Genomic DNA, 23,967 nt, shown 5'->3' with positions numbered 1-23,967 from the left:
GTATCTGTAATTATTTCTTTTGCGGAAATTTCATTTTGTAATCTACTTCCACCAGTCCTTTGGAAATATTTTCCATTTTCTTTTTCAGCATCCGCTTTTTGAGTGGCTTTAAGTGGTCGGTGAAAAGGATACCTTCAATGTGATCGTACTCATGTTGAATCACTCTTCCGGCCAGTCCGCTGAAAACCTTACGGTGGTGCTTGAAATTTTCATCCTGATATTCCAGTGTAATTTCATCCGGGCGTTCAACATCCTCCCTGATTTTCGGGATACTCAGACAACCTTCATTGTAACGCCATTCCTCACCATCTTTCTCAATCGCTTTGGCATTGATAAATACCTGCAGCAATCCTTTTTCACCTTTAAAATCATGCTCCGGATCTTCTTTATCCAGATTCTTAAGTACAGGAACTGTATCCACAATAAATAAACGGATAGAGTGACCAACCTGTGGAGCTGCAAGTCCAATACCGCTCGCAGCGTACATTGTTTCAAACATGTTTTCAATCAGCGAGGTTAATTGCGGATAATCGTTGTGGATGCCGGAAGCTTTTTTCCGCAACAATGGATCACCATAAGCTATTATCGGTAGTATCATTTTTGAATGGACGCTAAGTATGATTGTAAAATTATTACAGCGCTGACTTTATCAACTAAAGATTTGTCTCTTCGCGCCTTTTTGTTCTTTCCTGCAGCTAAAATTGTCTGACTCGCAATTTTCGAAGTAAATCGCTCATCTATTCTTTTTACAGGAACAGCCGGAAATTTTTGCTGAAAGGAAGCAATGAAATTATTGATGTCACCACTTATTTCTGAAGGTGTATTATTCATGTTTTTTGGTTCACCTACCACAATACATTCCACTGCTTCCCGAAGAAAATAGGAGTGCAGAAAGCTGAAAATCTGAGGAGTTTCAATGGTTTCTAAAGCAGTCGCAATAATCTGCAGTGGATCTGAAACAGCGATTCCGGTTCGCTTTTTTCCATAATCCAATGCAAGAATCCGGGCCAAGTGAGTGGGTTAAAAAATGTCGATCAAAACAAAGATGGCAAAAATAACACTTGCCACACCGTTCGTAGTGAAGAATGCGACATTCACTCTTGCGAGATCGTTGGGTTTCACAATGGAATGCTGATAAAAGAGCAATGCCGTGAAGATGATCCAGCCGGCCCAATACCAGCCACCGAAATGACCGAGCATTCCAACTGCAGTTAAAGCGACAATGCTTAAAAGATGAACAAGCGAGGATATCATTAATGCTTTTTTCTGCCCCATCCAAACAGGCACAGAATGCAGCGATTGCTCTTTGTCGAAGGAGACATCCTGTAATGCATAAATTATGTCGAAACCGCTCACCCAGCACAATACAGCAATACCCAGTAGAACAGGCAAGATGCTGAAGAAACCTGTAACCGCGAGATAAGCGCCAACGGGAGCAAGTGCCAATCCAAGACCTAAAACAAAATGTGAAAAATCTGTAAAACGCTTTGTATAACTGTATCCGAGAATTATGATCAGTGCTATTGGAGAAAGATAAAAGCAAAGTGGGTTAATAAAATAAGTGCAGCTTATAAATGCGATGATGCAAGCCACCGTAAAGATTGCTGCAGCAGACCGGGAAATGATGCCTGCCGGAATTTCACGTTGCGCTGTACGTGGATTTTTACGATCATATTGTTCATCAATCAGCCTGTTAAACGCCATGGCGGCACTTCTTGCAAATACCATACAGCCAAGCACCAACAGCAATTTCTGCCAACTGAATGGAAATCCCTCCAACCAAACCGCCAGAAAAAAACCAATCATCGCGAATGGAAGCGCAAAGACCGTATGACTGAATTTTATAAGAGATAAATAATTTTTCATTCTTTCTTATTCACGTTAGCTGTAATGGAGAGCACCGTTTGCCGTGGTTCCGTATTGGCTGTAACCGAAATACTTTTATTCTGTAAGCCTTCTTTTCCAGCACTGTTAAATTGAACTTCAATATTAGCTTCTGCACCAGGTGCGATGGGTTCTTTCGGATACGATGGAATAGTGCAACCGCAAGAACCATGGGCATTGGAAATAAGTAAAGGACTTGAACCCGTATTCTTAAACCTGAAAGAATAATTAACAACATCACCCTTCATCATATCGCCAAAATCGTGGCTCATTTCTTCAAAATGAATGGAAGTAATTGGCTGATCACCTAGTGGAGGAATAATGGAAGTTGATGATTCGGGTGGTGCCGGAGGAAATGAATTTGGGTCGGCAGCCGATGACGTATTCAAGGAGGTGTGCGCATCAAACTGCTCTGCGCGATCCTGCATCATATCCAATATGTCAATTACAGTCATTATGAATACACAAATGGTAATCACAACAAGTGAGAAAGTTTTTATGTTTTCGTTCATATAAAACTCATTTAATTTGCCAGGCGCAAAAATAAGTTCTTTTCCTTCGATTATAAGATTGTTCATTGCCATAATAATCCCGGAGATGGAGCCGCATCAAGTGGTACAAAGTCTTTAGCAAGAAATTTATACCAGGCAGCCATCGCAATCATGGCAGCATTATCAGTGCAATATTCTAATGAAGGAATGAAAATATTCCATCCGTTTTTTGCTGCAACTGCAGTAAGCTCAAGGCGAAGTCCGGAGTTTGCAGCTACACCACCGGCAATTGCCACTTCGTGAATGTTGTATTGATCAGCAGCCCGCGCCAGTTTATTAAGCAGAATGGTAACAATGCGGTACTGTACCGATGCACAGATATCAGTTAAATTTTTTTCAACAAAGAGCGGATCTTTATTCAATTGGTCACGAAGAAAATAAAGAATAGAAGTTTTTAATCCACTGAAGCTAAAATCAAGACCCGGAATATTCGGCTCCGGAAACTTGTAAGCAAGCTGATCACCTTGTGCTGCATATTTATCTATCAGCGGTCCGCCCGGATATGGGAGCTGCAACAACTTCGCTGTTTTATCAAAGGCCTCTCCTGCTGCATCATCAATCGTTTCACCAATAACATTCATTTGGGAATAACTCTTCACCAAAACAATCTGTGTATGACCACCTGAAACGGTCAGGCATAAAAACGGGAAGGTTGGTTTTGGGTCTTCAATAAAATGTGCCAAAACATGTGCATGCATGTGATGTACTGAAATAAGCGGGACATCAAGGGCAAGTGCAAGTGCCTTCGCAAAAGAGCTTCCAACCAACAAGGAACCCATCAGTCCGGGACCTGCAGTAAAGGCCACTGCAGACAACTGTTCTTTTTTTATTCCTGCACTTTGCAACGCTTCATGCACCACAGGAACGATGTTTACGATATGCGCACGGCTGGCAAGTTCAGGGACCACACCGCCATATTGTCCATGCACCGGCTGTGATGCAATGATATTCGACAATATTTTTCCATCGCATAATATGGCGGCCGATGTTTCATCGCAGGAAGATTCTATAGCAAGCAGGTAAACAGGCATCAGGCAGGCAGGATGTTTGCAAAAATAAGCCGTAATTTTGTCTATCAATGAGAGTGTGTTTAAAATTCATTTTGCAGATAATATCTGTTAAAAAAAGTAATTGCAAGCACGCTGCCAACGCTTAAGTTTTCATTTCATGTTCCGTACTCATCCCTGTTTCCATGACAAATTATTTTTTACAACGGAAACATGGATGAACACAGAAGCGTTTTTTAACAACGTCTGAAACACTTATCCCTCGCAGGTTTGAGCATTTTGCGCCAGTTTGGAAATATAGTAATGTTGGTGCTGGGTGTGTTCCTGGTGCTTACCGGAATACTGTCCGCAAAAATTGACAATCCGAAATTTCAAAGTTATGTCGGGGATAAGATCGTAAGCTATTTCTCCAATAAACTGCATACTGAAATCAGGATTGGCAGCGTCAACTTTCGAATGTTTGATCACCTGGTGCTGCATGATGTGCTGGTGAGAGACCTGAATAAAGACACATTGTTTGCTGCTCAAACCATTGATGTTACACTCGGATTAATTGATCTGCTGCAGAGAAAATATGTTATCAAAAAAATTGTGCTGGACAACGCAAATGTATTCCTCCACAATCCGAAAGACGGCGAAGCATTTAATTACCAGTTTATTGTTGATGCCTTCAGCACGAAAACTCCTTCGCCTATTGAAACGACTCCTCCTCAACTGGATCTTGGCGCGGTAATTCTTAGCCGGTTACACTTCCTGATGCTGGATGAATACAACGACATTCGACTGGATTTCAGACTGCCTGATTTAAAGATTGACGTTAAACAACTTGACTTAGCAACTTCTATAATTGCGGTGCATGACATCACCTTTAAAAATGCCGATTTAAAAATTGCCAAATTAGAACGGTTCATTGATCCAAACGATACGCTGTCCATTGATGATACAGCAATCGTTCACTTAAATACCAAGCCCCTTCAGTTTTTTGTATCAAGTTTCCGGTTTGTCGATTCTCAGTTTCAGTTTGACGATATGACTGAGCCGGTGATTAATGAACGGTTCGATGGTTTTCACCAGTTGTATAAACACCTGAACGTTGAATTCCAAAACGGATCGTTTGTGCTCGATACGATCAAGGCGAAAATCAATGACATCAGTTTTATTGAAAGATCAGGCTTCGTTGTTAAACACCTCGAAGGCCTTGCAACGGTAACGCCTTCAGCAGCCGTTGCTGATCAACTTAAAATTGAAACACCCAACAGCGCTATCAATAATTTCTTTTCGATGAGCTACACAAATTTTCATGCTTTCTTCGATTATAATTCAAGGGTAACAATGAAAGCGGTATTGAAGGAAGCAACCGTTTCCTTAAAAGACATTGCCTTCTTTATGCCGCAGGTAAATGCACTTTCAGGAACAGTTATTACAACCGGTAGTTTTCATGGACCACTTGACAATCTGAAAGGTAAAGACGTGAAACTGCAAACCGCTTCACTTTCGAGGTTTAACGGAAATATTGACATTAAGGGATTACCAGAGACAGACGCTACATTCATTGACCTGAAAGTAGATCAATTGGTCACCAGTGCCGGTGATGTGACTTCATTCGTTAAAGGACTGAATCTCCCGAAGGAATTCAACAAGTTAGGCACAGTTGATTTTACCGGTTCCTTCACCGGTTTCTTAAACGACTTTGTGGCCTATGGCGTGATGAATTCAAAGATCGGCCAGCTCAGCTCCGATCTGAATATGAAATTTAATGAGCACTATTCCAGTGCATCCTATTCAGGAAATATAGCTGCAACACAATTTGATATCGGCAATTATGCGAACGCGGATAGTTTGCTTGGCACTATCAGTTTCAACACAAAAGTGCAAGGAACCGGCTTGCGGATCGACCATCTTGATGCGGTGATGAATGGTGAAGTGCAGCAACTGCAATTCAACGGTTATAATTATCAGCACCTGATGGTTGATGGAACTTTCACCAAAAAACTTTTCACCGGGAAAGTGAAATTAAATGATGAGAACCTGAATCTTGATTTCACAGGCCTGGTTGACTTTAACGAAATAATGCCTGTTTATGATTTCCATGCCGCCATCAACAATGCCAGGCTGAATAATCTGCATATTACTGACAGCGCTTATGTTGTAAGCTCCCAGCTTGATATGAACATGAGAGGTGATAACATCGATAATTTTATCGGTTATGCGATAGCCATTAATACCACTTTTTCAAAACCCGGACAAACCTTAAACTTAGACTCTGTTTTTTTGAATATTAATGAAGCTGGTGGTAACAGGCACTTTCTGCTTAACGCAGATGCCGGCAGGGCAACCTTCGATGGAAAATTTGCGCTCACCAAATTACCGAATGCCTTTTTATCGATGATGGATCACTACTTTCCTTCTTTGCCACTTGATAGGGAATCACAACCGGTACTGCAGGATTTTGATTTTGATATCCAACTCAATGATGTTTCCGGCGAGCTCCGTTTCTTTTTTCCGCGTTGGAGTGGCTTAAGTGAAAGCATAGTTCACGGTCACTTTAATTCATTCAGCAATTCAATTGCTTTTGCAGGCACGATTCCATCTTTACATTTTCAAAGTCTTTTCATCGATACGTTAGCTATTGAAGCCAACACAGTGAACCAACAATTTCAGTTCAACGTAATTTCCAGCGACCTGCAAATTGGCGACAGCATGTCCATAATACATCCTGCATTTGAAGCAAAAGTTTCAGGTGATTCAGCGAATTTAAAACTTTCAGGTGCCAACCTTACCGGGAATACTTACATGGATCTGCATGCTTTAATTACGGGTGATACGGCTGGCTTTACCATGAAAGTGTTGCCATCAGACCTCGTATTAAATGCACAACAATGGAACGTTTCCCGTGACAATATCATCAGTTATTCCGACGAACGGTTACGGTTCAATCAGTTCACATTAAGTCACGACAGTCAATCAATCACCATCTCTAACGTCAACCTGAGACCGCGGGCAACCAATCTTCATTTTGACTTTTACAATTTACCGGTTGCAGATCTGTATCACTTTGTCAAGATACCTGACTTTGATATTGATGGAAAACTCTCCGGCAATCTCGAAGTGCTGAATGTATTTCACTCACCGCGTTTGCAAGCCAACACAGTGTTGCAGAAGTTTACGGTGAACGGAAGAAACATTGCTGAAGCCGCAATTAACATGGGGTATATTCCTGAAGATGACCAGGTAACCGCGCAACTTTTGATTACTGATGCTAACTATGATGTACGGGTGGATGGTTCTTACTTTCCACGCAAGCCGCTTGATAAAATGAACTTCAATCTTGACATCAGAAGGTTTGACCTGAGCTTCTTTGAAACACTTTTACCCGGTTTTTTTTCTAATACAAACGGTTCAACAGAAGGTGTGCTGCACTTATCAGGAACACCGGAAAATCCAGAGCTGACAGGCAAACTCGATATTCCATTTTTAACGCTCAAGGTGGATTATTTGCAAACGACTTATAAAACCTATAATGAAACGCTAACCTTTAATGCCAACAATATCGACATCGGGAAAATGAAATTGATGGACGCTAATGATGATGTAGCAAGTGCGCATGGTCAAATCATGCATGATCATCTGAGGGATTTTACGTTTGATCTCACCGTAAACACTGCCCGCATACAGGCATTAAAAACAACGGAGAAAGACAACAAGCTTTTTTATGGCACGGCCGAGGCCTCGGGCATCATTCAGTTTTTAGGTCCGGTTGAAAATATGGAAATCCGCGCAAGCGTAACGTCGATGCAGGGCACCGACATTTCTGTGCCGATTAATTCCGGGGCCACTATTGGCGATCGTTCATTCATCAGGTACATGAAACGCGGCAATGATACTATAAGCTATTCCGCTGCTGCTGGCGATCTGCTGCAGGGATTAACATTGAACTTTGATATGGACATTACACCTGCTGCCAAAATCAAAATCATCTTCGATCAAAAAGCAGGTGATATTATTTCAGGCACAGGCAATGGTAATATCAGAATGGAAATTGACCCAAAAGGTGATTTCAATATGTATGGCACTTATACCATTGAACAAGGTGATTACCTGTTTACGCTGCAGAATTTCTTCAATAAATTTTTTACGATTGATGAAGGTGGCACCATTTCCTGGACAGGCGATCCGTATGAAGCGCAAATTGATATCGATGCTATCTATTCTACAAAAGCTTCAGTGTATGATTTGGCTGTTGGTTCAGGTATTGCATTTTCCGACCAGGAAATAAAAGACCTTCAACGTCATGTGCCCGTGCGGGTTGCCCTGAAGCTGAGCGGATCGTTGCTGCTGCCTGATGTTACTTTTGACATCATGCTGCCGGATGAAACAGCGCTCAGCAGCGCCGCATATCAGCAGGTTCAAAAAGTAAAACAGGATGAAAGCGAGTTGAACAAACAAGTCTTCGGACTCCTTATTCTAAACCGCTTTTTGCCAACTACGGCAGGCTCAGGCAATCAAAGCATCGGCTCAGATGTAAATAACAGTGTGAGTGAATTTTTATTGAATCAGCTCAGCTACTGGACTTCTCAAATCCGTAACGACATTGATTTCAATTTCAATTATCAATCGTATGAAGCAAAGCTGAACTCCACAAATCCCAATGATCTTACAAAAAGAAATGAACTGGAAGTTGCGTTGACCAAGCGTTTTTTAAATGACCGTTTAGCACTCGAGGCCGGAGGCAATTTTGATTTTGCAGGCGCGAACAGCACAGCACCCACCAATGCAGGATCCACCAATGTGGCCGGAGATTTTTCCGTGGACTATAAGATTACGCCTGATGGAAGACTGAGTGGAAAAGCATTCAGCAAAAGCCAGTATGATGTGGTTGATGAGAAGTATAAGACCAAAAACGGTGTTGCACTTTCCTATAAGCGTGAATTCAATAAATTTAAAGACTTGTTTCAGAAAGATGAAGAGAGAGCAAAGCTGAAAGAGGAACGGCGCCGGATAAAAGAGCAACAGGAAATGGAAAAAAAAGAAGGTGCCGTATTATCGGTTCCGCCGGGGTAATATTTTTCCGTTGATTCGCAACTGGCGCAAGTCTTAGCAGCGTTTTGAGGCAAGGAAGACTTGTGCAGAAATCTAAGTTGTTCTATATTTAATGCGAATGTATAAGTGTATTGAATTATGAGCAGGAAATATAAATTCCGTAATCCTGAAGGATTGTACTTTGTATCCTTTGCCGTTGTAAACTGGATTGATGTATTTACCCGCCGGATTTACAAAGATATCCTGCTGGATGGTTTGCAATATTGCATTGATAATAAGGGCTTGAAGGTACATGCCTATGTGTTGATGACGAATCATGCTCACTTAATTATAAGTAAAACTGATCCGGGAAAAGCACTTCCATTTTTATTAGGAGATTTGAAAAAATTTACTGCGTTGAAATTGATTCATGTAATTAAAGACAATGCGGAAGAAAGCAGAAAGGAATGGTTGATACGTGGCTTTCGTAAGGCAGGCAGTGCAAATCCTAATAATAAAGAATTCCAATTCTGGCAGCAGGACAATCATCCTATTGAATTAACTTCAAGCGCAATGACCGAACAAAAAGTAGTCTATATTCATCAAAATCCTGTTGAAGCAGGCATTGTTTTCCGGGCCGAAGATTATCTATACAGCAGCGCGGCAGACTATGTTGGAGAAAAAGGGTTACTAAAAATTGATATGCTTTGGTAGTAATATTTGGCAGGCACAAGTCTTCCTTGCCTCAAGGCTTTACTAAGACTTGCGCCAGTCGGGGTTTAAGATTTTAGAATTAGACTCGAAAACATGAAATCTTCTTTACCACTGGTTTTTAAAAAATATATTCCTGAAGGATAATTAGTAAAGTTTATTATCACTGATCGTTGCTTATCAATGACCATTGAAAAAACCTGTTCCCCCAATGCATTATAAAGCATGATCACTCCTTCATGATCGTACTTAAATTCGATCGTTAGTAAGTCAAAAACAGGATTGGGAAAAATTCGAAGATCAGTCTCAAAAGCTACTTGCTGCACATCGCTTGCAAAATCACAAGGCAATGAATCTATTCCTCCGTTGGCAAACGTAGAATCTGTAGTAACACAAATATCATCAACGTAGTAGTAGCTAAGGTAATTCAGGCAAGAATCACAATTGTAATGCATTGTATCGGTATGTACATCATCATTAAAATTTCCTATAATTACATAGTCGTACGCTGAATCTGCAATAATGCTTCCTGAAATTCGATTCCAATTAACAGTATCATTAATAATGGGAGAAGCATGCAGATGAGCAAAATTATCTACGGGACAAGGGCTGGTTGGATTATAAGCAATTGTAGACAGCCTAATACCAATGCCATTTGATGGCATACCAAACTGATTGGATCCTAATATTTCTTCTCCCATAACTGTATGGAAAGAGATAAAATATTTCTCACCAATTGTGAGGGGTTGAGTTAGCTGAATCCCTGCATATTCTCGGTCATTGCTAGTTGGAGTAGCGAACGTTACGATCCCAATGTATGCATCACAGTTGCGATGTGCTTGTTGATACCCATTCCCGCTATAAGGAACATTAAAGAAACCTACAGGTGCACATGAATTATAATAGTCAGGAGTTGAAAGCAGATCACTAAATTTTGTCCATCCATTTGCCTTTTGAATTTCGTCCGGCTCGTCTGGGCATGTATCTAATTCTTCAAAGGAAAAATTGGGTACGAGATTTTGAGAATTAACTTTACCGGTTAGTGTAAAGTAGAAAAGAAGCGGTAAAAAAGATTTCATGGTAAGATGTTAAAGTTTGTAACTCATTGTAGCAAGTTACAAAATCCGCATGCCCCTTGCGTAAGGAAAAAATTCCTTTCTTATCTTCCTTTGGTTAAAGGTAGAGATGCGGGCAACATCGCTTATAGCGGCTGTTTCTCTTACTCCCTCTATGTGTCTCCCGGAGGGGACACAGAGGCATTCAGCTTCCGTCCATTATTTCGCGCATAAAAAAACCCGCCGCAAAATTGCCGGCGGGTTTTAATTTTTATTCGGGCTGTGAATTATTTCCCACGAAATTCTCCCCTGGTCCCGGACACAGAGGTTTCAGCCGCAAATCCTGAACAAACCATTTGCTCCTACTAATTTTCTTATTCTCTTTTATGCCTTTGAAATCCTTTCATTACTTATCAAGAACTTTACTTCTATTATAGCTTCCATCCATTATTTCGCGCATAAAAAAACCCGCCACAAAATTGCCGGCGGGTTTTAATTTTTATTCGGGCTGTGAATTATTTCCTCACAGAAAATTTACCTGAAACCAATGATTTATCATTTGCATCTTTCAACTGGTAAAAATATAATCCATCTACCAAAGATGACGTTGAAAACACAATGCTATTCGAAGTCACTTTTGATTGCTTCACTTTATTGCCTAATACATCAAACAATTCAACTGAAACGGCATCATGATTGTCCTTCAATTCAATCGTGAACCTGTCACGTGCAGGATTAGGATACGCGGCAATTACCTGGTCAACATTCTTTACTTCGTTTACGCCTGTATTGAATGTAAAATTCAGATCATCTATATACAAAACACTTCCTACCTGCGCAGTGAGAAAAGCTGAGGAAGTAAGTGTAAGCACAAACGCTGTATCCGGATTTTCAGCAGAAAGGTAAAGCACGTTGGTATAAAATTCCTGATAAGCACCGGCAGTGCCTTTTCCAAAATAAGGAGCAATACCAATGGTATCACGTTTTGTTCCATTCCATTTGGTAAACAGTGCAAGCATAATGCAGGAGTCATTGTTAACCGGAGCGTATTTGAACCATCCCGTAAATGCAACCGGACGTTGGGAATAAGGATAACCACCACTCAAAGTGAAAGTGGTAAGATTCACTTTTGCATTCGTACCGATGCCGCCGGGCACAGGAAAAACTCCGAGCCACGTGGTGCCTACCATTTTTGCGGCAAATGATCCGCCATGAGCATCTGTATCTTTCGTAACATTTACTGTTGGAAAGAAAAATGAATTGGTGGAGGTAAATGAAACAAGTGAATCATATCCTGCCACCGGAATCCATGTTTCCATGTCGCCATTCGGTATGTTTTGACCATAAGAATAAAATAAGGCTGTTGACACAAGTGTGAGTAAGAGTGTGATTTTTTTCATAGTGATTTTTTTATGAATTATGAGATCGTAAATAGATTTTTAGTTAAGTGCAAATTTATACGTATTAATTTAAAGCAGAAACAACCTCTTTCAGTTTTTGCATATCAGGATAATCGCCGGGCGATTTCAGAATTTCAATGTAGGCTACCTTACCAGCCGCATCAATCACAAAGGTGGAACGCTTCGTAACACCACGGTATTCAAAAGCAAAGGTATCAGCAAGTGAATCGTACAATGGAGCTACCTCTTTATTGAAATCAGATAGCAGGGGGAAGGTTAGTTTGTGCTCTTCCTTGAATTGCTTATTCGTAAAAAGAGAATCCACACTGATGCCAATTACTTCTGCATTCAGGTTTTCATAAAAAGAGTAATTCTCACCCATCTCGCACATTTCCCTGGTGCATACGCTGGAAAAAGCAAAGGGGAAAAACATCAGCACAACTTTCTTTCCGCGAAAATTACTAAGCGTTATTTTCCTTTTGTGCGTATCATACAATGCAAATTCAGGAGCATCTTGTCCTACAGTGATGGGCATTTTAAAAGATTAACAGGTGATTGAATTTTGGCCGAAATTAATCTTTTACAGCTAAACCCATAGCTGCTTTGAATTGAAAAATGCGGGATAGAAGGGTTTCGATTAAAAAAACATATTTTGTGACTACACAAAAAATCCAACCCATGAAAAAATTAGTTACAGAATTTATCGGAACGTTCTTTTTAGTATTTACCATTGGAGGTGCTGTCGCTTCAGGAAGCGCATTCGCACCAGTAGCAATAGGTGCTGCATTGATGGTAATGATATATGCCGGTGGTCATATCAGTGGTGCTCATTATAATCCTGCAGTCTCACTAGCTGTTTGGATACGTGGCAGAATTCAACCACTGGAAATGGTGCAATACTGGGCAGCACAATTAATCGGCGGTATACTGGGAGCCATTACCAGTCATATTGTAACCGACAATAACGCCGCTACAGAAATGGCACCTTCTATTGCAGGAACTACTACTATACCACTATTGGCTGAGTTGCTTGGCACTTTCGCCTTAGCTTATGTGGTATTGAATGTGGCCACTTCTAAAGCAACAGCCGGCAATTCATTTTATGGTTTAGCGATTGGATTTACTGTTATGTCAATGGCCATTGCAATAGGTGGAATTTCCGGTGGAGCATTTAATCCTGCAGTAGGTGTTGGAAGAGCACTCGGCAATTCCATTGTCGGAACAGGCCTAACACTCGGCAGCGCGTGGATTTATATCATCGGGCCTTTAGTCGGTGGTGGATTGGCAGGCTTGACGTTTAATTATTTAAACCCGGATGATAAGTAAGTCTGCAAATGATGCACATCATTTTGTTGTTGTTAGAAATTTAAATTCTTCACCGTTATACAAAAAAAAAGTCCCGACTCAAGGGACTTTTTTTATGCTTACCAGGAAAAAAATTCAACTACTTATATTATTCAATGAAAAAAACAATAAGTTTAAGAATCTGTTTTGAAATCAATTAATTTTTTTACAATGCTCTTTGGTTCGGCTTTGCCAGAAGCGCACCCTGAGCGCAGCCGAAGGGTAAGCGATGTAACAATTATATTGATTGATTTCAAAACTTCTAAGTTTGTAAGGTCCTTAAATTTCAAATAAGGTTTTCATCATTTATTTTTTTGCAGAACCAAATGCTGCTATTACATAGTCATTTGATGGAAGGAAGTAGTTTTGAAAAGCAGCTCACTTCTTAATCTTTACAAACTTCCCTACCCCTTCTTCCGCAATACCTGTCAGTTTAAAATAGTAGACGCCTTCCACTAAATCACCAACCGGAATATTTAAACGGCTGTGAGGCGCACAGTTACTTTTTGTGAAAACAACTTTTCCATTCACATCAAAAATGGTAAATGCTGCTTCCTTCGTATTCTTTATATCAAGAAATAACACATCCGAAACAGGATTGGGATAAACCTCCACCTGATTTACATGTTTAACCTGTAAAGCAATACCTGTGATGTTGCTGATATCAATGGTCCAGATGCTCCTCGCAAAAGTTCCTGCAATAAGTTTGTTAGTGACAGGATTAATTTCAATGTCGTAAACAGCAAGCATCGGCATGTTGTTTCCAAGTCGGTTCCAGTTGGTTCCACCGTTTTCTGTATAGTAAATACCGCCATCGGTAGCAACAAATATTTTTCCTTCATCACCCGGAACAATCAATACATCATTGATCGCCCATTGCGGCAGATCTCCGGAAATGTCACTCCAGTTTTGTCCATTGTTGATGCTCTTATGGATATGCGGAATAAAATCGTTGTACTTATAGCCGCTGTGCGTTACGTAAACTGTTGCTGCCTCATTAGGTGAAGCATGGATAGAAGTTACATAACGGTCGGGCAATGCGGAAGTGACATTATTCCAACTGCTGCCATTCAAAGAGTTCCAGACATTGCCGTCACTTGTTCCGGCATACAAATAATTTGCATTATCAGGTGATTGTGAAACAGCAGTAATTACATGAAAACGATCACCATATATTACACCATCAGTCAGATCAGCACTGATGGCAGACCAGGTTCCATTAGGTGCGTTTGTCATTTTATACATCCTGTAAGTTCCGCAAAAAAAAGTGGTGTGATTCGATGGTGACATTATGTAAGGCATGTCCCAGCTTCTGCGATCATTAAAATCAATTCCGTTGGTGAAATCATTATAACTCAAGCCACCGCTATTGGTATAAGCTAATCCGCCATTCTGCGTTTCAACATAAAACAAGTCACCGTTAACCGGATCAAAAATGGGCTGAAAACCATCTCCGCCATAGATGCGTGGCCAGGAATCAAGTATCGATACATCTCCGCCTGTAGTTCCATTATCCTGCGCTCCGCCGTATGATTGATTTGGGCTGAAGGGATTGAATGCCACACGATAAAACTGCGTGTTGGGAATATTCTCTGCATCATTCCAGGTTGAGCAGTTATCTGTGGTCTTATACATGCCACCATCCGTGGAATAAAAGAATGTATTTCCATCTACAAAATCAAGATAATGTCCGTCAGCATGCACTTCATAAGTCCACCACGGCGGTGTTGCGGATGACCAGTTATTTCCACCATCCAAAGATTGCTGCATATCGACACCAGGCACATAGACCTGATTATCGTTTACGGGATTCACATACACTTTGCCGAAATACCAGCCTTGTGTTCCAAATAAACCATTGTCAAAATTACCTGTTGCATTGGTCCAGGATGATCCGGCATTTACTGTTTTGTAAATCCCTTGCACAACAAATGTGGTATCAACAATTATGGCGTATAATTTTGACGCATTTTGCTGTGAGATAGCCAATCCAATTCTCGAAGTATAAAAAGATGGCAGGCCAGCAGTGAGCATCGTCCAGTTCTCACCGCTGTTGGTAGATTTATAAATATGCGCATCAGGGCCGTAAACAACTGACGATTGATTATTTCTGATCCGGTTCCAGCTTGCAGCGTATAACACCTGCGGATCGGAAGGGCTCATGACCATATCAATAATACCGGCATCTTCATCCACAAAAAGTTTCTGACTCCAGTTCAATCCTCCATCCGTTGATTTATACAAACCGCGATCTGCACTTTCAAAAAACGGAATGCCCATCGTGGCTGCATAAATGATATTGGAATTTACAGGATCTACAATAATTTTTGAAACAATACTTTGAGCAGTCAGTCCCATGTGAGTCCAGTTAATTCCGCCATCCGTGCTTTTATAAATGCCATCACCGATAAAAGGATAACCGCTGATATTTAAGTCTCCTGTTCCTACCCAAATAGTCTGATGATTGGATGGATCAATCGTGATAGCGCCAATGGCGAGATAAGGTTGTTCATCAAAAATGGGATTCCAGTTGATACCTCCATCAGTAGTTTTAAAAACTCCTCCGGAAGCATTTCCAACATACATTGTATTGGGATTTCCGGGCTCTATCGCTGTGCAATTAATTCTTCCGCCTATATTTCCAGGTCCTTCCACCAGCCAGCTTTTTTCTTCTCTTGTTGAGTTTTTTCTTGCAACAGCATCTTTCAGCACAGCTTCATAAGCGATGGGATCAACATAGGCATCAGGATATGAACGGAGGAGAAAGAAATCTTCGTTGGCTTCTTTTTCAGTTTCGTTCCCCTCTTTCTTCCACTCAGACGACACCTGTGCAGAAGATACTGATCCGGCCTGATTAAACAGGATATAAATTGCCGATACTGTTGAAACCGCCGTTAACAAAAGAATCAATTGTTTTTTCATACTCCCTTCAGCATTGAATTTCTAAAAATACAATTTTGATACAAAGAAAAATTGTTTCAATGTTCTATAATATTTTCCTGGTATGATTTGGCAGAACTTCTACTTTGCTTAATCTTACTTTTATGAGATTGATACGAATTGTTTTTAAGAATCAATTTTACTTGCTATGACTACAGATGAATTCAGAAGCAATGCACATCAATTAGTGGACTGGATGGCGGATTATTTAGGTAACCTGCAAGAATATCCCGTCAAGCCAGCCATTCGTCCGGGTGAAATAAAAAATAAACTTCCAAATGATGCACCTGAGTTTCCTGAATCATTCGAAAACATTTTCAATGATTTTAAAAACATCATCGTACCCGGAATAACGCATTGGCAGCATCCGCAGTTTTTTGCATACTTCCCGACAGGCGCAAGTGAACCTTCTATTCTTGCAGAAATGCTGACCGCAACAATGGGTGCTCAATGCATGGTCTGGCTTACCTCACCTGCCGCCGAAGAATTAGAAGAACGCATGATGGAATGGCTACGGGATATGAAAGGTTTGCCAAAGAATTTTACCGGTGTGATTCAGGACAGCAGTTCATCCGCAACATTGGTTGCATTGCTTACTGCCCGTGAAAGCAAAACAAACTATGCAGTGAACAAAAGCGGATTCAAGCAGGGTCAAACATTCAGAATTTATTCTTCTTCACAAGCGCATTCATCTGTAGATAAGGGAGTAAAAATTGCCTGCTTTGGAATTGATAATTTGGTAAAGATTGAGGTGGATGAAAACTTTGCAATGATTCCGGAAAAACTTGAAGCCGCTATTAAGGAGGATATTGTAAATGGACTAATTCCATTGTGCGTGGTTTCAACAATCGGCACTACAAGTTCCACTGCTATTGATCCAATAGAACAGATCGGTATGATTTGCAAAAAATACCAATGCTGGCACCACATTGATGCATCTTATGCAGGCACTGCACTGCTGCTTCCTGAAATGCGATGGATGAGTAAAGGAATTGAAATGGCAGACAGTTATGTTTTCAATCCACACAAATGGATGTTCACCAATTTTGATTGCTCCGCTTATTTTGTTCAGGACACGCAGGCGCTCATCAACACCTTCAGCATATTACCGGAATATCTGAAAACAGCAGAAGATAAATTGGTTAATAACTACCGTGACTGGGGCATTCCACTCGGCAGAAGATTTCGTGCATTAAAACTTTGGTTTGTGATCAGGAGTTATGGCTTATCAGGAATGCAGGAAATAATCCGCCAACACATCGAATACGGGCAATGGTTAAAGCATGAAATTGCTTCCACTCCTTTTTTTGAAGTGATGGCGCCTGTTCCGTTGAATCTTATATGTTTCAGAATAAAACCAAAAGGAATTGAAGACGAACCCACTCTGGAAAGCATCAATAAAGCACTGATAGAAAAACTCAATGCCAGTGGTAAGATACTTCTCACACAGACTAAATTAAATGATCGCTTTGTGCTCAGGTTTGTCGCAGGACAATCACATACGACGTTAAAAAATGTAGCCGATGGATGGGAAATGATAAAGAAGTTTGCAGCGGAATTTCTTGTATAACTGAATGAATATTATAACCCTTTTATCGCGCAAAGCATTAAGCTCGCAAAGAAAATAAATCCTTTGATAGCTTAACGCCTTCGCGAGAGCCGCATTTTATAACGCATCTATTTGCTTTCCGGCGCCCGCTTCCCACTCAACTCCGTAAAGTATTGGTAGAAATAAGGAATGGTTTCTATGCCTTTGTAAAAATTAAACAAACCATAATGCTCATTGGGTGAATGCAAAGCATCTGTATCCAATCCAAAACCCAACAGGATAGATTTCAGTCCGAGGATCGTTTCAAATGAAGCAACAACAGGAATGCTTCCACCTTCAAATGTTGGAATGGCTTTCTTTCCGAAAGTTTTCTCCATGGCTTTATTAGCCGCGGCAAATGCAACAGAATCCGTTGGTGTAACTACAGCTTCACCGCCATGAAAGGGAGTAACTTTTACTGAAACACCGGAAGGCGCGATGGAAAGAATATGCTTGCTGAATAATTCAGTAATTTTTTCTGAAGATTGGTTGGGAACAAGTCGCATCGATATTTTTGCAGTTGCTTTTGAAGGCAGCACAGTCTTTGCGCCTGCACCTGTGTAACCACCCCAAATACCATTGCAATCAAGACAAGGACGAATGGTTGCACGTTCAATAGTGGTGTATCCTTTTTCACCTTCAATATCTGAAATACCCAATTCATTTTTGTATTCATCAAGATTGAACGGACGCTTTGCCATCTCCGAACGTTCCGCCGCACTATAATCAATTACATCATCATAAAATCCCGGAATGGTAATCTTAAAATTTTCATCCTTCAGCGAAGTGATCATTCTTGCTAAAACATTAATAGGATTTGCAACGGCACCACCATAAACACCGGAATGCAAATCACGATTCGGACCGGTAACTTCCACTTCATTGTAACTCAATCCGCGCAAGCCAATCGTAATCGAAGGGCAATCATTCGCAATCATGGAAGTATCAGAAACCAGGACTACATCAGCTTTCAGCCGTTCCTTGTTTTTTTTCAGGAAGTCATTGAGGTGCGATGAACCTACCTCTTCTTCTCCTTCGATCATGAATTTGATATTGCAGGGAAGAGAATTTGTTTTCATCATAATTTCAAAAGCCTTCACGTGCATATACACCTGGCCTTTATCATCGCAGGAACCACGTGCATAAATGTTTTCGTCTCTGATCTCCGGTTCAAACGGTGGTGAATTCCACAATTCATATGGATCGGCCGGTTGCACGTCGTAATGACCGTATACTAAAACGGTTGGTAATTTCGCGTCAATGATCATATCACCATACACAACAGGAAAACCATCAGTTGGAATCAATTCCACATGGTCGGCACCGGCTTCTGTCAGCTTTTTCTTCATAAACTCAGCCGCTTTAAATACATCGTCGCTGAATTTTGGATCTGCACTTACAGAAGGAATGCGGAGTACTTCAAACAATTCATCCAGAAACCGTTGCTTGTTTTGATTCAGATAGGGTAATACGTCCATGAGGTTGATTTTTTTAGGAACAGCAAATATAGAATTTAGGAATGGAGAATTTGAGAATTAGGAATCAGGAATCAGGAATTAAAAATTGCAAAGGGATTGTACAACATAAACAATTCAAACGTTTCAAACCCTTTAAACTCTTCAATAAACCTTGTCCCCTTTTTTCAGCCAAATTCCCCACGTAACATCGTATGCGTGAACTTTCTCTGTAGGTTTACCTGAAAGGTCATAAACAGGATGGTCTTCATTAATCCATTCAAAAATTCCACCGTAAAGATTGGTAACATGGGAATAACCGGCGTTGACTAATTGTTCGGCCACCTTTTCACTTCTGTAACCAACAGAACAATAAACCACGATCCGCTGGTCCTTAGCAATGTTTTTAACCGTGGCAAGATTGAAATGATCATACCCGACAGCAACTGCATTATTTAAATGGCTGACATCGTATTCCTCTTTTTCACGCGCGTCAAGGAAAATCACATTCGATTGCTTGGCAGCAACTTCCTTCACTGAAATTTCCCTGACTGAATGTGCCAGCATTTTTTGCAATAGCAAATCATAGGCGGGATCCTGCACCTGTGCAATACCTCTCGTGGCACAAAACATCCATAAAAAAGTGAAACAAAAAATTCGTGATTTCATAATTAAAGCAAAAATACAATACACAAAATTCAACATTCTTGAAAGTTGCAACTGATCATCTATATTTGCGACCTCAATGGGGAATTAGCTCAGTTGGCTAGAGCGTTTGCATGGCATGCAAGAGGTCACCGGTTCGAGCCCGGTATTCTCCACTATCTAAAATGAAAATCAGGAGTTTGTTTGAACTGAAAAAAGTTTACACTTTCAGTTTGCTCGCCTGGAGTATCAGTTCTGCAGTATTTACAGAAGCACCCGATCGACCTAATTTTTCTTTCAATAACTCATAGCCCTTCAAAACAGAATCCCTCCTATTTTGATCGTAGAGCAACTCAGATAATTCTGTTATTAAATTAGAAGCAGTAAATTCCTGTTGAATTAATTCTTTTACCAGTGGCTGATTAAGAATAAGGTTTACGAGTGAAATATATTTCACGTCCACTAACTGTTTTCCAATCCAGAAAGAAACTGCACCGCCTTTATAACAAACTACTTCCGGTACATTGAACAATGCTGCTTCTAAAGTTGCTGTTCCTGAAGTAACCAGCGCTGCTTTCGATTGTGATAACAAAGCATAAGTCTGATTGAAAAGCAACTGCACATCAGCGTTGCCAATAATTTCACGATAGAAATTTTCATCAATTGAATTCACTCCGGCCAACACAAATTGAACATCCGGGAAGTGTGGAATGATGTCAAGCATTACCGGCAGGATGGTACCAATCTCCTGCTTCCTGGAACCGGGCAATAAAGCCACCACCGGTTTTTCCAATTGAAGATTGATGGGCTGATGAATGAATTTTTCTGTTGCGTCTAATAGCGGATGACCAACAAAGGTTACTTCATAATTCCACTTTTTATAAAACTCTTTTTCAAAAGGAAGTATCACAAAAAGATGATCTACATCGCGCTTTATCTTTCTCACCCGCGATGCCTTCCAGGCCCAAACCTGGGGCGAGATATAATAGAAGACTTTGAGATGCTTTTCTTTCGCAAATGATGCGATCCGGAGATTGAAACCAGGATAATCTACCAATATAACAGCATCAGGCTTCCAGGCTAATATGTCCTTCTTAGCAATTTCTATAAACCCGAGAATTTTTCGGAGGTTCTTAAAAACTTCCCAAAAACCCATGAAAGCAGTTTCCTTAAAATGCTTCACCAATTCCACTCCTTCCTGCTTCATCAGATCGCCGCCAATGCCACGAAAAAGTGATTCAGGCTGCAATTTGCTCATTGCTTTCACGAGGTTGGCGGCATGCAGATCTCCTGAGGCTTCGCCTGCTATGATATAAAACCTCATCAGAAGAATTTAAACAGTATGATAAACACGCCGTAAAAAATAGTGGCTCCAACGATTCCCTGCACAATCAGGAAACGTTTTGCTGACAGAAAATAAAAGAACACCGGCAGGTTGGTTACTATGGCAAGGCTAAGCGCTGCAGACATTTTTGAAGAGTTAAACAATTGGCTCCAATAGGCTTCCAGGCTCATCTGATCGGAAAAAGCAAAAACATAAAATAACAGGAAGCCAACGATCGGGAATGCCAATCCGAAGAAAGCCCCTAAATAAATATTATCACGGGGCCTTTGCGGTTTAATCCTTTTCTCCATTCAATTTCCAATTGCTGATGATGTAGGGTATAGCATGATAGGCAGTGAGATCAAACTGAACAGGCACAACTGATGCATAGCCATTTTCCAACGCATATTCATCCGTATCTTCACCAGGATCTTTATTTACAAAATTACCGGTCAGCCAATAATATTTTTTTTCCGCGGGGGTCAATTCGTTCCGTAAATTCTTCCTGCCATTTTGCAACTGCCTGCCTGCAAACTTTTATTCCTTTATAATGCGATTCAGAAACATCAGGGATATTCACATTTAGCAAAACATTTTTCGGTAATCCGTTCTTAATCACTTGAGGCGCCAATTCCCTGATTACTCTTCGGGGCAAACGCATATCCGCCTCAAATGAATAATTCAGGAATGAAAATCCGATGGCATCAATGCCTTCAATCGCGGCTTCCATTGCGGCTGACATGGTACCGGAATAAATGACATTAATGGAAGAGTTGGAACCATGGTTTATTCCGGATACACACAAATCAGGCTTGCCTTTAATTATCTTATCGACTGCCAGTTTCACACAGTCAACCGGTGTTCCTGTGCATTGATATGACTCAACATCTTCAAACATCTGAACATGTTCCATTCTCAATGGCTGATCGATGGTGATGGCGTGTCCCATGCCGGATTGAGGGCTGTCAGGTGCAACTACCACCACTTTCCCCAAGTGCCGCATTTCTTCTACCAATACCCGAATTCCCGGAGATGTGATACCGTCATCATTGGTCACCAGTATCGTGGGTTTTGAATTCTTTGTTGTCATAGCTTTAAAAACCTGCAAAATAGTTAATTAATACGGGGCAAGTCACGGGCGATTCTCAAAAAATAACAGAATAACAGAATGTTAATACCTTCCATAACACTGATGAGAAAGCCAAAATTACGAGTATCTTTGCAGCAACCATTTTTTATTCCTTCAATGGAAATTAAAATTAAAAATAAAGGTCAGGCAACTATGTTTCAGTCTAAATGGCTGGAAGGCATGACCAAGACCAGTCCACAGGTGATATTCAGTATTTACATTCCGATCATTGTGGCAATGTTGGCTTACGGCTATTTTTCCCTGCATATCAGTTGGTATTGGGTGATAGCCTATTATTTTGGCGGGATGTTTTTCTGGACGCTTTTTGAATACCTGATGCACCGGTTTGTATTTCACCACCATTCCGACAATCCGAAAGTGCAGAAATTCATGTATACAGCTCACGGTGTACACCATGAATTTCCCAGGGATAAAGAGCGATTGTTTATGCCTCCTGTTCCTTCTTTAATTCTCGCATCTATCATATTTTCTTCCTTTTACTTCTTCATGAGTCAGCAAGCTTTTGTTTTCTTCCCCGGATTTTTGACCGGATATCTTGCTTATGGATCCATGCACTATGCCATTCATGCCATGGCGCCACCGTTTAAGTTTATGAAAGCCTGGTGGAGATATCATCACTTGCATCATTACAAAGCGCCTGATAAAGGTTTTGGTGTTTCTTCACCAATGTGGGACCACGTTTTTAAATCCGTTCCGCACCATGAAGGGAAGTTCAACAATCCCGAAGAAAATTAAATTTTGAAACTGTTTCATAATCAGGAATCAGCATGCTCTTGCTGATAACTTCATCCAAAAGCAAGCCCCAATTATAAAGCATTAAAGTTCTTCAACCAAACTCATGACTAACGACTAGGGACTAGGGACTAACGACTTACGACTTTTACACGCTACTCTCTACTCACCTAAAAAAGTAACTATCGGAAGATCCCATGCACATTTAAAATGTTTCTCGGGACAGCTTTTATATCCATGCAATCCGCAAGGCCGGCAGTAGAGATGTTGCTTTTCTTCCAGCACATGACTTTCAGATGAAAGAGGTCCAAATCCGAATTGGGGAATTGTGGAACAAAATACTGCTGTCACTTTTGCATTCATAGCTGATGCAAAATGAAGTGGCGCTGAATCGTTCGTATAATTCATTGCAGCGTCATTCATGAGTGCCGCAGTTTGAAGAAAACTTAATTCGCCTGCAAGGTTGATCATATTCTTACCAGGAAATAAGTTTTTCATTTCCTCACAAAGCATAGAATCTCCCAAACCGCCAAGCAGGTAAACATTGTAAGATTCCGGAATCATGCTGCTTAACTCCATCCATCTTGCCGCGGGAAACTGTTTTGTATACCAGACAGAAGCCGGACAAATCGTGATGTACTTATTTGCCTTGAACTTCTTTACCGATTCGTAATCAACTATTGATGGATATAACTTAGGATTCACAGCAATGCTATCAGTGAGACGCGCAATCAATTGCTGGTTTCTTTCAATCTCATGAAGATAGGAAGCATCATTTTTCTTACCTATTACATGAGCGTATCTTTCTGAGAAGAACAATGAAAATGGATTTTTACTGTATCCAATTTTGCTTTTTGCTTTTGAAAAGACAGTGAGCAATCCAGAAGCTGTGAAGCGCTGACAATTTATCACCACATCAAATTCTTCAGCACGGATAGCAAATATTAATCTGAACAGATTCCGGTATTTGCTTTCCTTTTTATCCCACACCCAAATCTTTTTCAGATGAGGGTGCCCGGATAAAAGTCCCTCATTTCCTTTCCGCAATAAAAAATGAATGACTGCATCCGGATGATGTGAAGTCAACTTTTCTATCAATGACGTTGCCAACACCACATCCCCGATAAAAGCAGTTTGTATGATAAGTATTTTCAAATGCAGCA

Annotated in this window: 19 protein-coding genes, 1 tRNA gene and 1 pseudogene; 6 read left to right on the top strand and 15 right to left on the bottom strand. The window is 40.7% G+C overall.

Features of this window, described 5'->3' with window-relative positions:
* Positions 1–10: 10 nt before the first annotated feature.
* The 5 genes from IPO83_02895 to tsaD form a co-directional block, all read right to left on the bottom strand.
* Positions 11–598 carry a peptide deformylase gene (locus IPO83_02895; protein ID MBK9730227.1) on the bottom strand — a complete coding sequence of 196 codons (588 nt, stop codon included), beginning with the start codon at positions 596–598 and terminating at the stop codon, positions 11–13.
* Positions 595–1,011 carry a Holliday junction resolvase RuvX gene (gene ruvX / locus IPO83_02890; protein MBK9730226.1) on the bottom strand — a complete coding sequence of 139 codons (417 nt, stop codon included), beginning with the start codon at positions 1,009–1,011 and terminating at the stop codon, positions 595–597. Before ruvX ends, IPO83_02895 begins: the two co-directional genes overlap by 4 nt.
* Positions 1,012–1,020: 9 nt before the next feature.
* Positions 1,021–1,866 carry a UbiA family prenyltransferase gene (locus IPO83_02885; GenBank protein MBK9730225.1) on the bottom strand — a complete coding sequence of 282 codons (846 nt, stop codon included), beginning with the start codon at positions 1,864–1,866 and terminating at the stop codon, positions 1,021–1,023.
* Positions 1,863–2,396, bottom strand: coding sequence for a DUF1573 domain-containing protein (locus tag IPO83_02880; protein MBK9730224.1), 534 nt, complete (start codon positions 2,394–2,396; stop codon positions 1,863–1,865). Before IPO83_02880 ends, IPO83_02885 begins: the two co-directional genes overlap by 4 nt.
* A 62-nt stretch (positions 2,397–2,458) precedes the next feature.
* Positions 2,459–3,466, bottom strand: a complete 1,008-nt coding sequence (gene tsaD, locus IPO83_02875) for a tRNA (adenosine(37)-N6)-threonylcarbamoyltransferase complex transferase subunit TsaD (GenBank protein ID MBK9730223.1) — start codon at positions 3,464–3,466, stop codon at positions 2,459–2,461.
* Positions 3,467–3,712: 246 nt separating this feature from the next.
* Between tsaD and IPO83_02870 the strand changes: the two genes are divergently transcribed.
* Together IPO83_02870 and IPO83_02865 are read left to right on the top strand one after the other, a co-directional pair.
* Complete coding sequence (locus IPO83_02870; GenBank protein MBK9730222.1) at positions 3,713–8,503, top strand: translocation/assembly module TamB domain-containing protein; 4,791 nt, start codon at positions 3,713–3,715, stop codon at positions 8,501–8,503.
* A gap of 117 nt (positions 8,504–8,620) precedes the next feature.
* On the top strand, positions 8,621–9,175 hold the full coding sequence (locus IPO83_02865; GenBank protein MBK9730221.1) for a transposase: 555 nt from the start codon (positions 8,621–8,623) through the stop codon (positions 9,173–9,175).
* A gap of 65 nt (positions 9,176–9,240) precedes the next feature.
* On the opposite strand, the gene IPO83_02860 is transcribed toward IPO83_02865, so the two are convergent.
* The 3 genes from IPO83_02860 to IPO83_02850 all read right to left on the bottom strand — a co-directional run bounded on the left by IPO83_02860 (position 9,241) and on the right by IPO83_02850 (position 12,162).
* Positions 9,241–10,251 carry a T9SS type A sorting domain-containing protein gene (locus tag IPO83_02860; GenBank protein MBK9730220.1) on the bottom strand — a complete coding sequence of 337 codons (1,011 nt, stop codon included), beginning with the start codon at positions 10,249–10,251 and terminating at the stop codon, positions 9,241–9,243.
* A gap of 491 nt (positions 10,252–10,742) precedes the next feature.
* Complete coding sequence (locus tag IPO83_02855) at positions 10,743–11,627, bottom strand: T9SS type A sorting domain-containing protein (protein MBK9730219.1); 885 nt, start codon at positions 11,625–11,627, stop codon at positions 10,743–10,745.
* A gap of 64 nt (positions 11,628–11,691) precedes the next feature.
* Positions 11,692–12,162: a peroxiredoxin gene (locus tag IPO83_02850; protein MBK9730218.1), complete on the bottom strand. Its 471-nt coding sequence runs from the start codon at positions 12,160–12,162 to the stop codon at positions 11,692–11,694.
* 143 nt (positions 12,163–12,305) lie between these two features.
* Here IPO83_02850 and IPO83_02845 point away from each other — a divergent pair, with 143 nt between their 5' ends.
* Complete coding sequence (locus IPO83_02845; protein MBK9730217.1) at positions 12,306–12,953, top strand: aquaporin family protein; 648 nt, start codon at positions 12,306–12,308, stop codon at positions 12,951–12,953.
* A 396-nt stretch (positions 12,954–13,349) separates the two neighbouring features.
* Here IPO83_02845 and IPO83_02840 read toward each other — a convergent pair whose 3' ends face one another.
* Entirely contained in the window at positions 13,350–15,893 is a 2,544-nt protein-coding gene (locus tag IPO83_02840) for a T9SS type A sorting domain-containing protein (protein MBK9730216.1), read from the bottom strand.
* Positions 15,894–16,059: 166 nt separating this feature from the next.
* Here IPO83_02840 and IPO83_02835 point away from each other — a divergent pair, with 166 nt between their 5' ends.
* Positions 16,060–17,481 (top strand): aspartate aminotransferase family protein, encoded by a 1,422-nt coding sequence (locus tag IPO83_02835; protein ID MBK9730215.1) that lies wholly within the window; start codon positions 16,060–16,062, stop codon positions 17,479–17,481.
* Between the two features lie 107 nt (positions 17,482–17,588).
* Here IPO83_02835 and IPO83_02830 read toward each other — a convergent pair whose 3' ends face one another.
* Entirely contained in the window at positions 17,589–18,977 is a 1,389-nt protein-coding gene (locus tag IPO83_02830) for a dipeptidase (GenBank protein MBK9730214.1), read from the bottom strand.
* A 141-nt stretch (positions 18,978–19,118) separates the two neighbouring features.
* A complete protein-coding gene (locus IPO83_02825; GenBank protein MBK9730213.1) occupies positions 19,119–19,586 on the bottom strand; it encodes a rhodanese-like domain-containing protein in 468 nt (155 codons plus the stop codon).
* A gap of 114 nt (positions 19,587–19,700) precedes the next feature.
* On the opposite strand from IPO83_02825, the gene IPO83_02820 reads away from it, so the two are divergent.
* A tRNA-Ala gene (locus IPO83_02820) sits at positions 19,701–19,774 on the top strand.
* A 44-nt stretch (positions 19,775–19,818) separates the two neighbouring features.
* On the opposite strand, the gene lpxB is transcribed toward IPO83_02820, so the two are convergent.
* The 3 genes and pseudogenes from lpxB to surE all read right to left on the bottom strand — a co-directional run bounded on the left by lpxB (position 19,819) and on the right by surE (position 22,012).
* Complete coding sequence (gene lpxB, locus IPO83_02815; protein MBK9730212.1) at positions 19,819–20,922, bottom strand: lipid-A-disaccharide synthase; 1,104 nt, start codon at positions 20,920–20,922, stop codon at positions 19,819–19,821.
* The gene (locus IPO83_02810; GenBank protein ID MBK9730211.1) at positions 20,922–21,233 is read right to left on the bottom strand and encodes a hypothetical protein; all 312 of its coding nucleotides are present in this window, start codon (positions 21,231–21,233) and stop codon (positions 20,922–20,924) included. Before IPO83_02810 ends, lpxB begins: the two co-directional genes overlap by 1 nt.
* A pseudogene (gene surE / locus IPO83_02805) lies at positions 21,217–22,012 on the bottom strand (5'/3'-nucleotidase SurE). Before surE ends, IPO83_02810 begins: the two are co-directional and overlap by 17 nt.
* A 156-nt stretch (positions 22,013–22,168) precedes the next feature.
* Between surE and IPO83_02800 the strand changes: the two are divergent.
* A complete protein-coding gene (locus tag IPO83_02800; GenBank protein ID MBK9730210.1) occupies positions 22,169–22,807 on the top strand; it encodes a sterol desaturase family protein in 639 nt (212 codons plus the stop codon).
* 159 nt (positions 22,808–22,966) lie between these two features.
* Here the strand turns inward: IPO83_02800 and IPO83_02795 are convergent, their stop codons facing one another.
* The gene (locus IPO83_02795) at positions 22,967–23,959 is read right to left on the bottom strand and encodes a glycosyltransferase family 9 protein (GenBank protein MBK9730209.1); all 993 of its coding nucleotides are present in this window, start codon (positions 23,957–23,959) and stop codon (positions 22,967–22,969) included.
* Between the last annotated feature and the right edge of the window lie 8 nt (positions 23,960–23,967).

It is taken from the genome of Chitinophagaceae bacterium (assembly GCA_016717285.1).
GTDB lineage: Bacteria > Bacteroidota > Bacteroidia > Chitinophagales > UBA10324 > JACCZZ01.
The sequence above is the reverse complement of the archived record's forward strand: the minus strand, read 5'-3'. Positions and strand labels throughout refer to the sequence as shown.

What these genes read in the sequence shown, in the direction of transcription:
- IPO83_02895 (MBK9730227.1), bottom strand. Translation starts at nt 598, where the DNA reads ATGATACTACCGATAATAGCTTATGGTGATCCATTGTTGCGGAAAAAA.
- IPO83_02885 (MBK9730225.1), bottom strand. Translation starts at nt 1,866, where the DNA reads ATGAAAAATTATTTATCTCTTATAAAATTCAGTCATACGGTCTTTGCG.
- IPO83_02880 (MBK9730224.1), bottom strand. Translation starts at nt 2,396, where the DNA reads ATGAACGAAAACATAAAAACTTTCTCACTTGTTGTGATTACCATTTGT.
- tsaD (MBK9730223.1), bottom strand. Translation starts at nt 3,466, where the DNA reads ATGCCTGTTTACCTGCTTGCTATAGAATCTTCCTGCGATGAAACATCG.
- IPO83_02865 (MBK9730221.1), top strand. Translation starts at nt 8,621, where the DNA reads ATGAGCAGGAAATATAAATTCCGTAATCCTGAAGGATTGTACTTTGTA.
- IPO83_02860 (MBK9730220.1), bottom strand. Translation starts at nt 10,251, where the DNA reads ATGAAATCTTTTTTACCGCTTCTTTTCTACTTTACACTAACCGGTAAA.
- IPO83_02855 (MBK9730219.1), bottom strand. Translation starts at nt 11,627, where the DNA reads ATGAAAAAAATCACACTCTTACTCACACTTGTGTCAACAGCCTTATTT.
- IPO83_02850 (MBK9730218.1), bottom strand. Translation starts at nt 12,162, where the DNA reads ATGCCCATCACTGTAGGACAAGATGCTCCTGAATTTGCATTGTATGAT.
- IPO83_02845 (MBK9730217.1), top strand. Translation starts at nt 12,306, where the DNA reads ATGAAAAAATTAGTTACAGAATTTATCGGAACGTTCTTTTTAGTATTT.
- IPO83_02840 (MBK9730216.1), bottom strand. Translation starts at nt 15,893, where the DNA reads ATGAAAAAACAATTGATTCTTTTGTTAACGGCGGTTTCAACAGTATCG.
- IPO83_02835 (MBK9730215.1), top strand. Translation starts at nt 16,060, where the DNA reads ATGACTACAGATGAATTCAGAAGCAATGCACATCAATTAGTGGACTGG.
- IPO83_02830 (MBK9730214.1), bottom strand. Translation starts at nt 18,977, where the DNA reads ATGGACGTATTACCCTATCTGAATCAAAACAAGCAACGGTTTCTGGAT.
- IPO83_02825 (MBK9730213.1), bottom strand. Translation starts at nt 19,586, where the DNA reads ATGTTTTGTGCCACGAGAGGTATTGCACAGGTGCAGGATCCCGCCTAT.
- lpxB (MBK9730212.1), bottom strand. Translation starts at nt 20,922, where the DNA reads ATGAGGTTTTATATCATAGCAGGCGAAGCCTCAGGAGATCTGCATGCC.
- IPO83_02810 (MBK9730211.1), bottom strand. Translation starts at nt 21,233, where the DNA reads ATGGAGAAAAGGATTAAACCGCAAAGGCCCCGTGATAATATTTATTTA.
- IPO83_02800 (MBK9730210.1), top strand. Translation starts at nt 22,169, where the DNA reads ATGGAAATTAAAATTAAAAATAAAGGTCAGGCAACTATGTTTCAGTCT.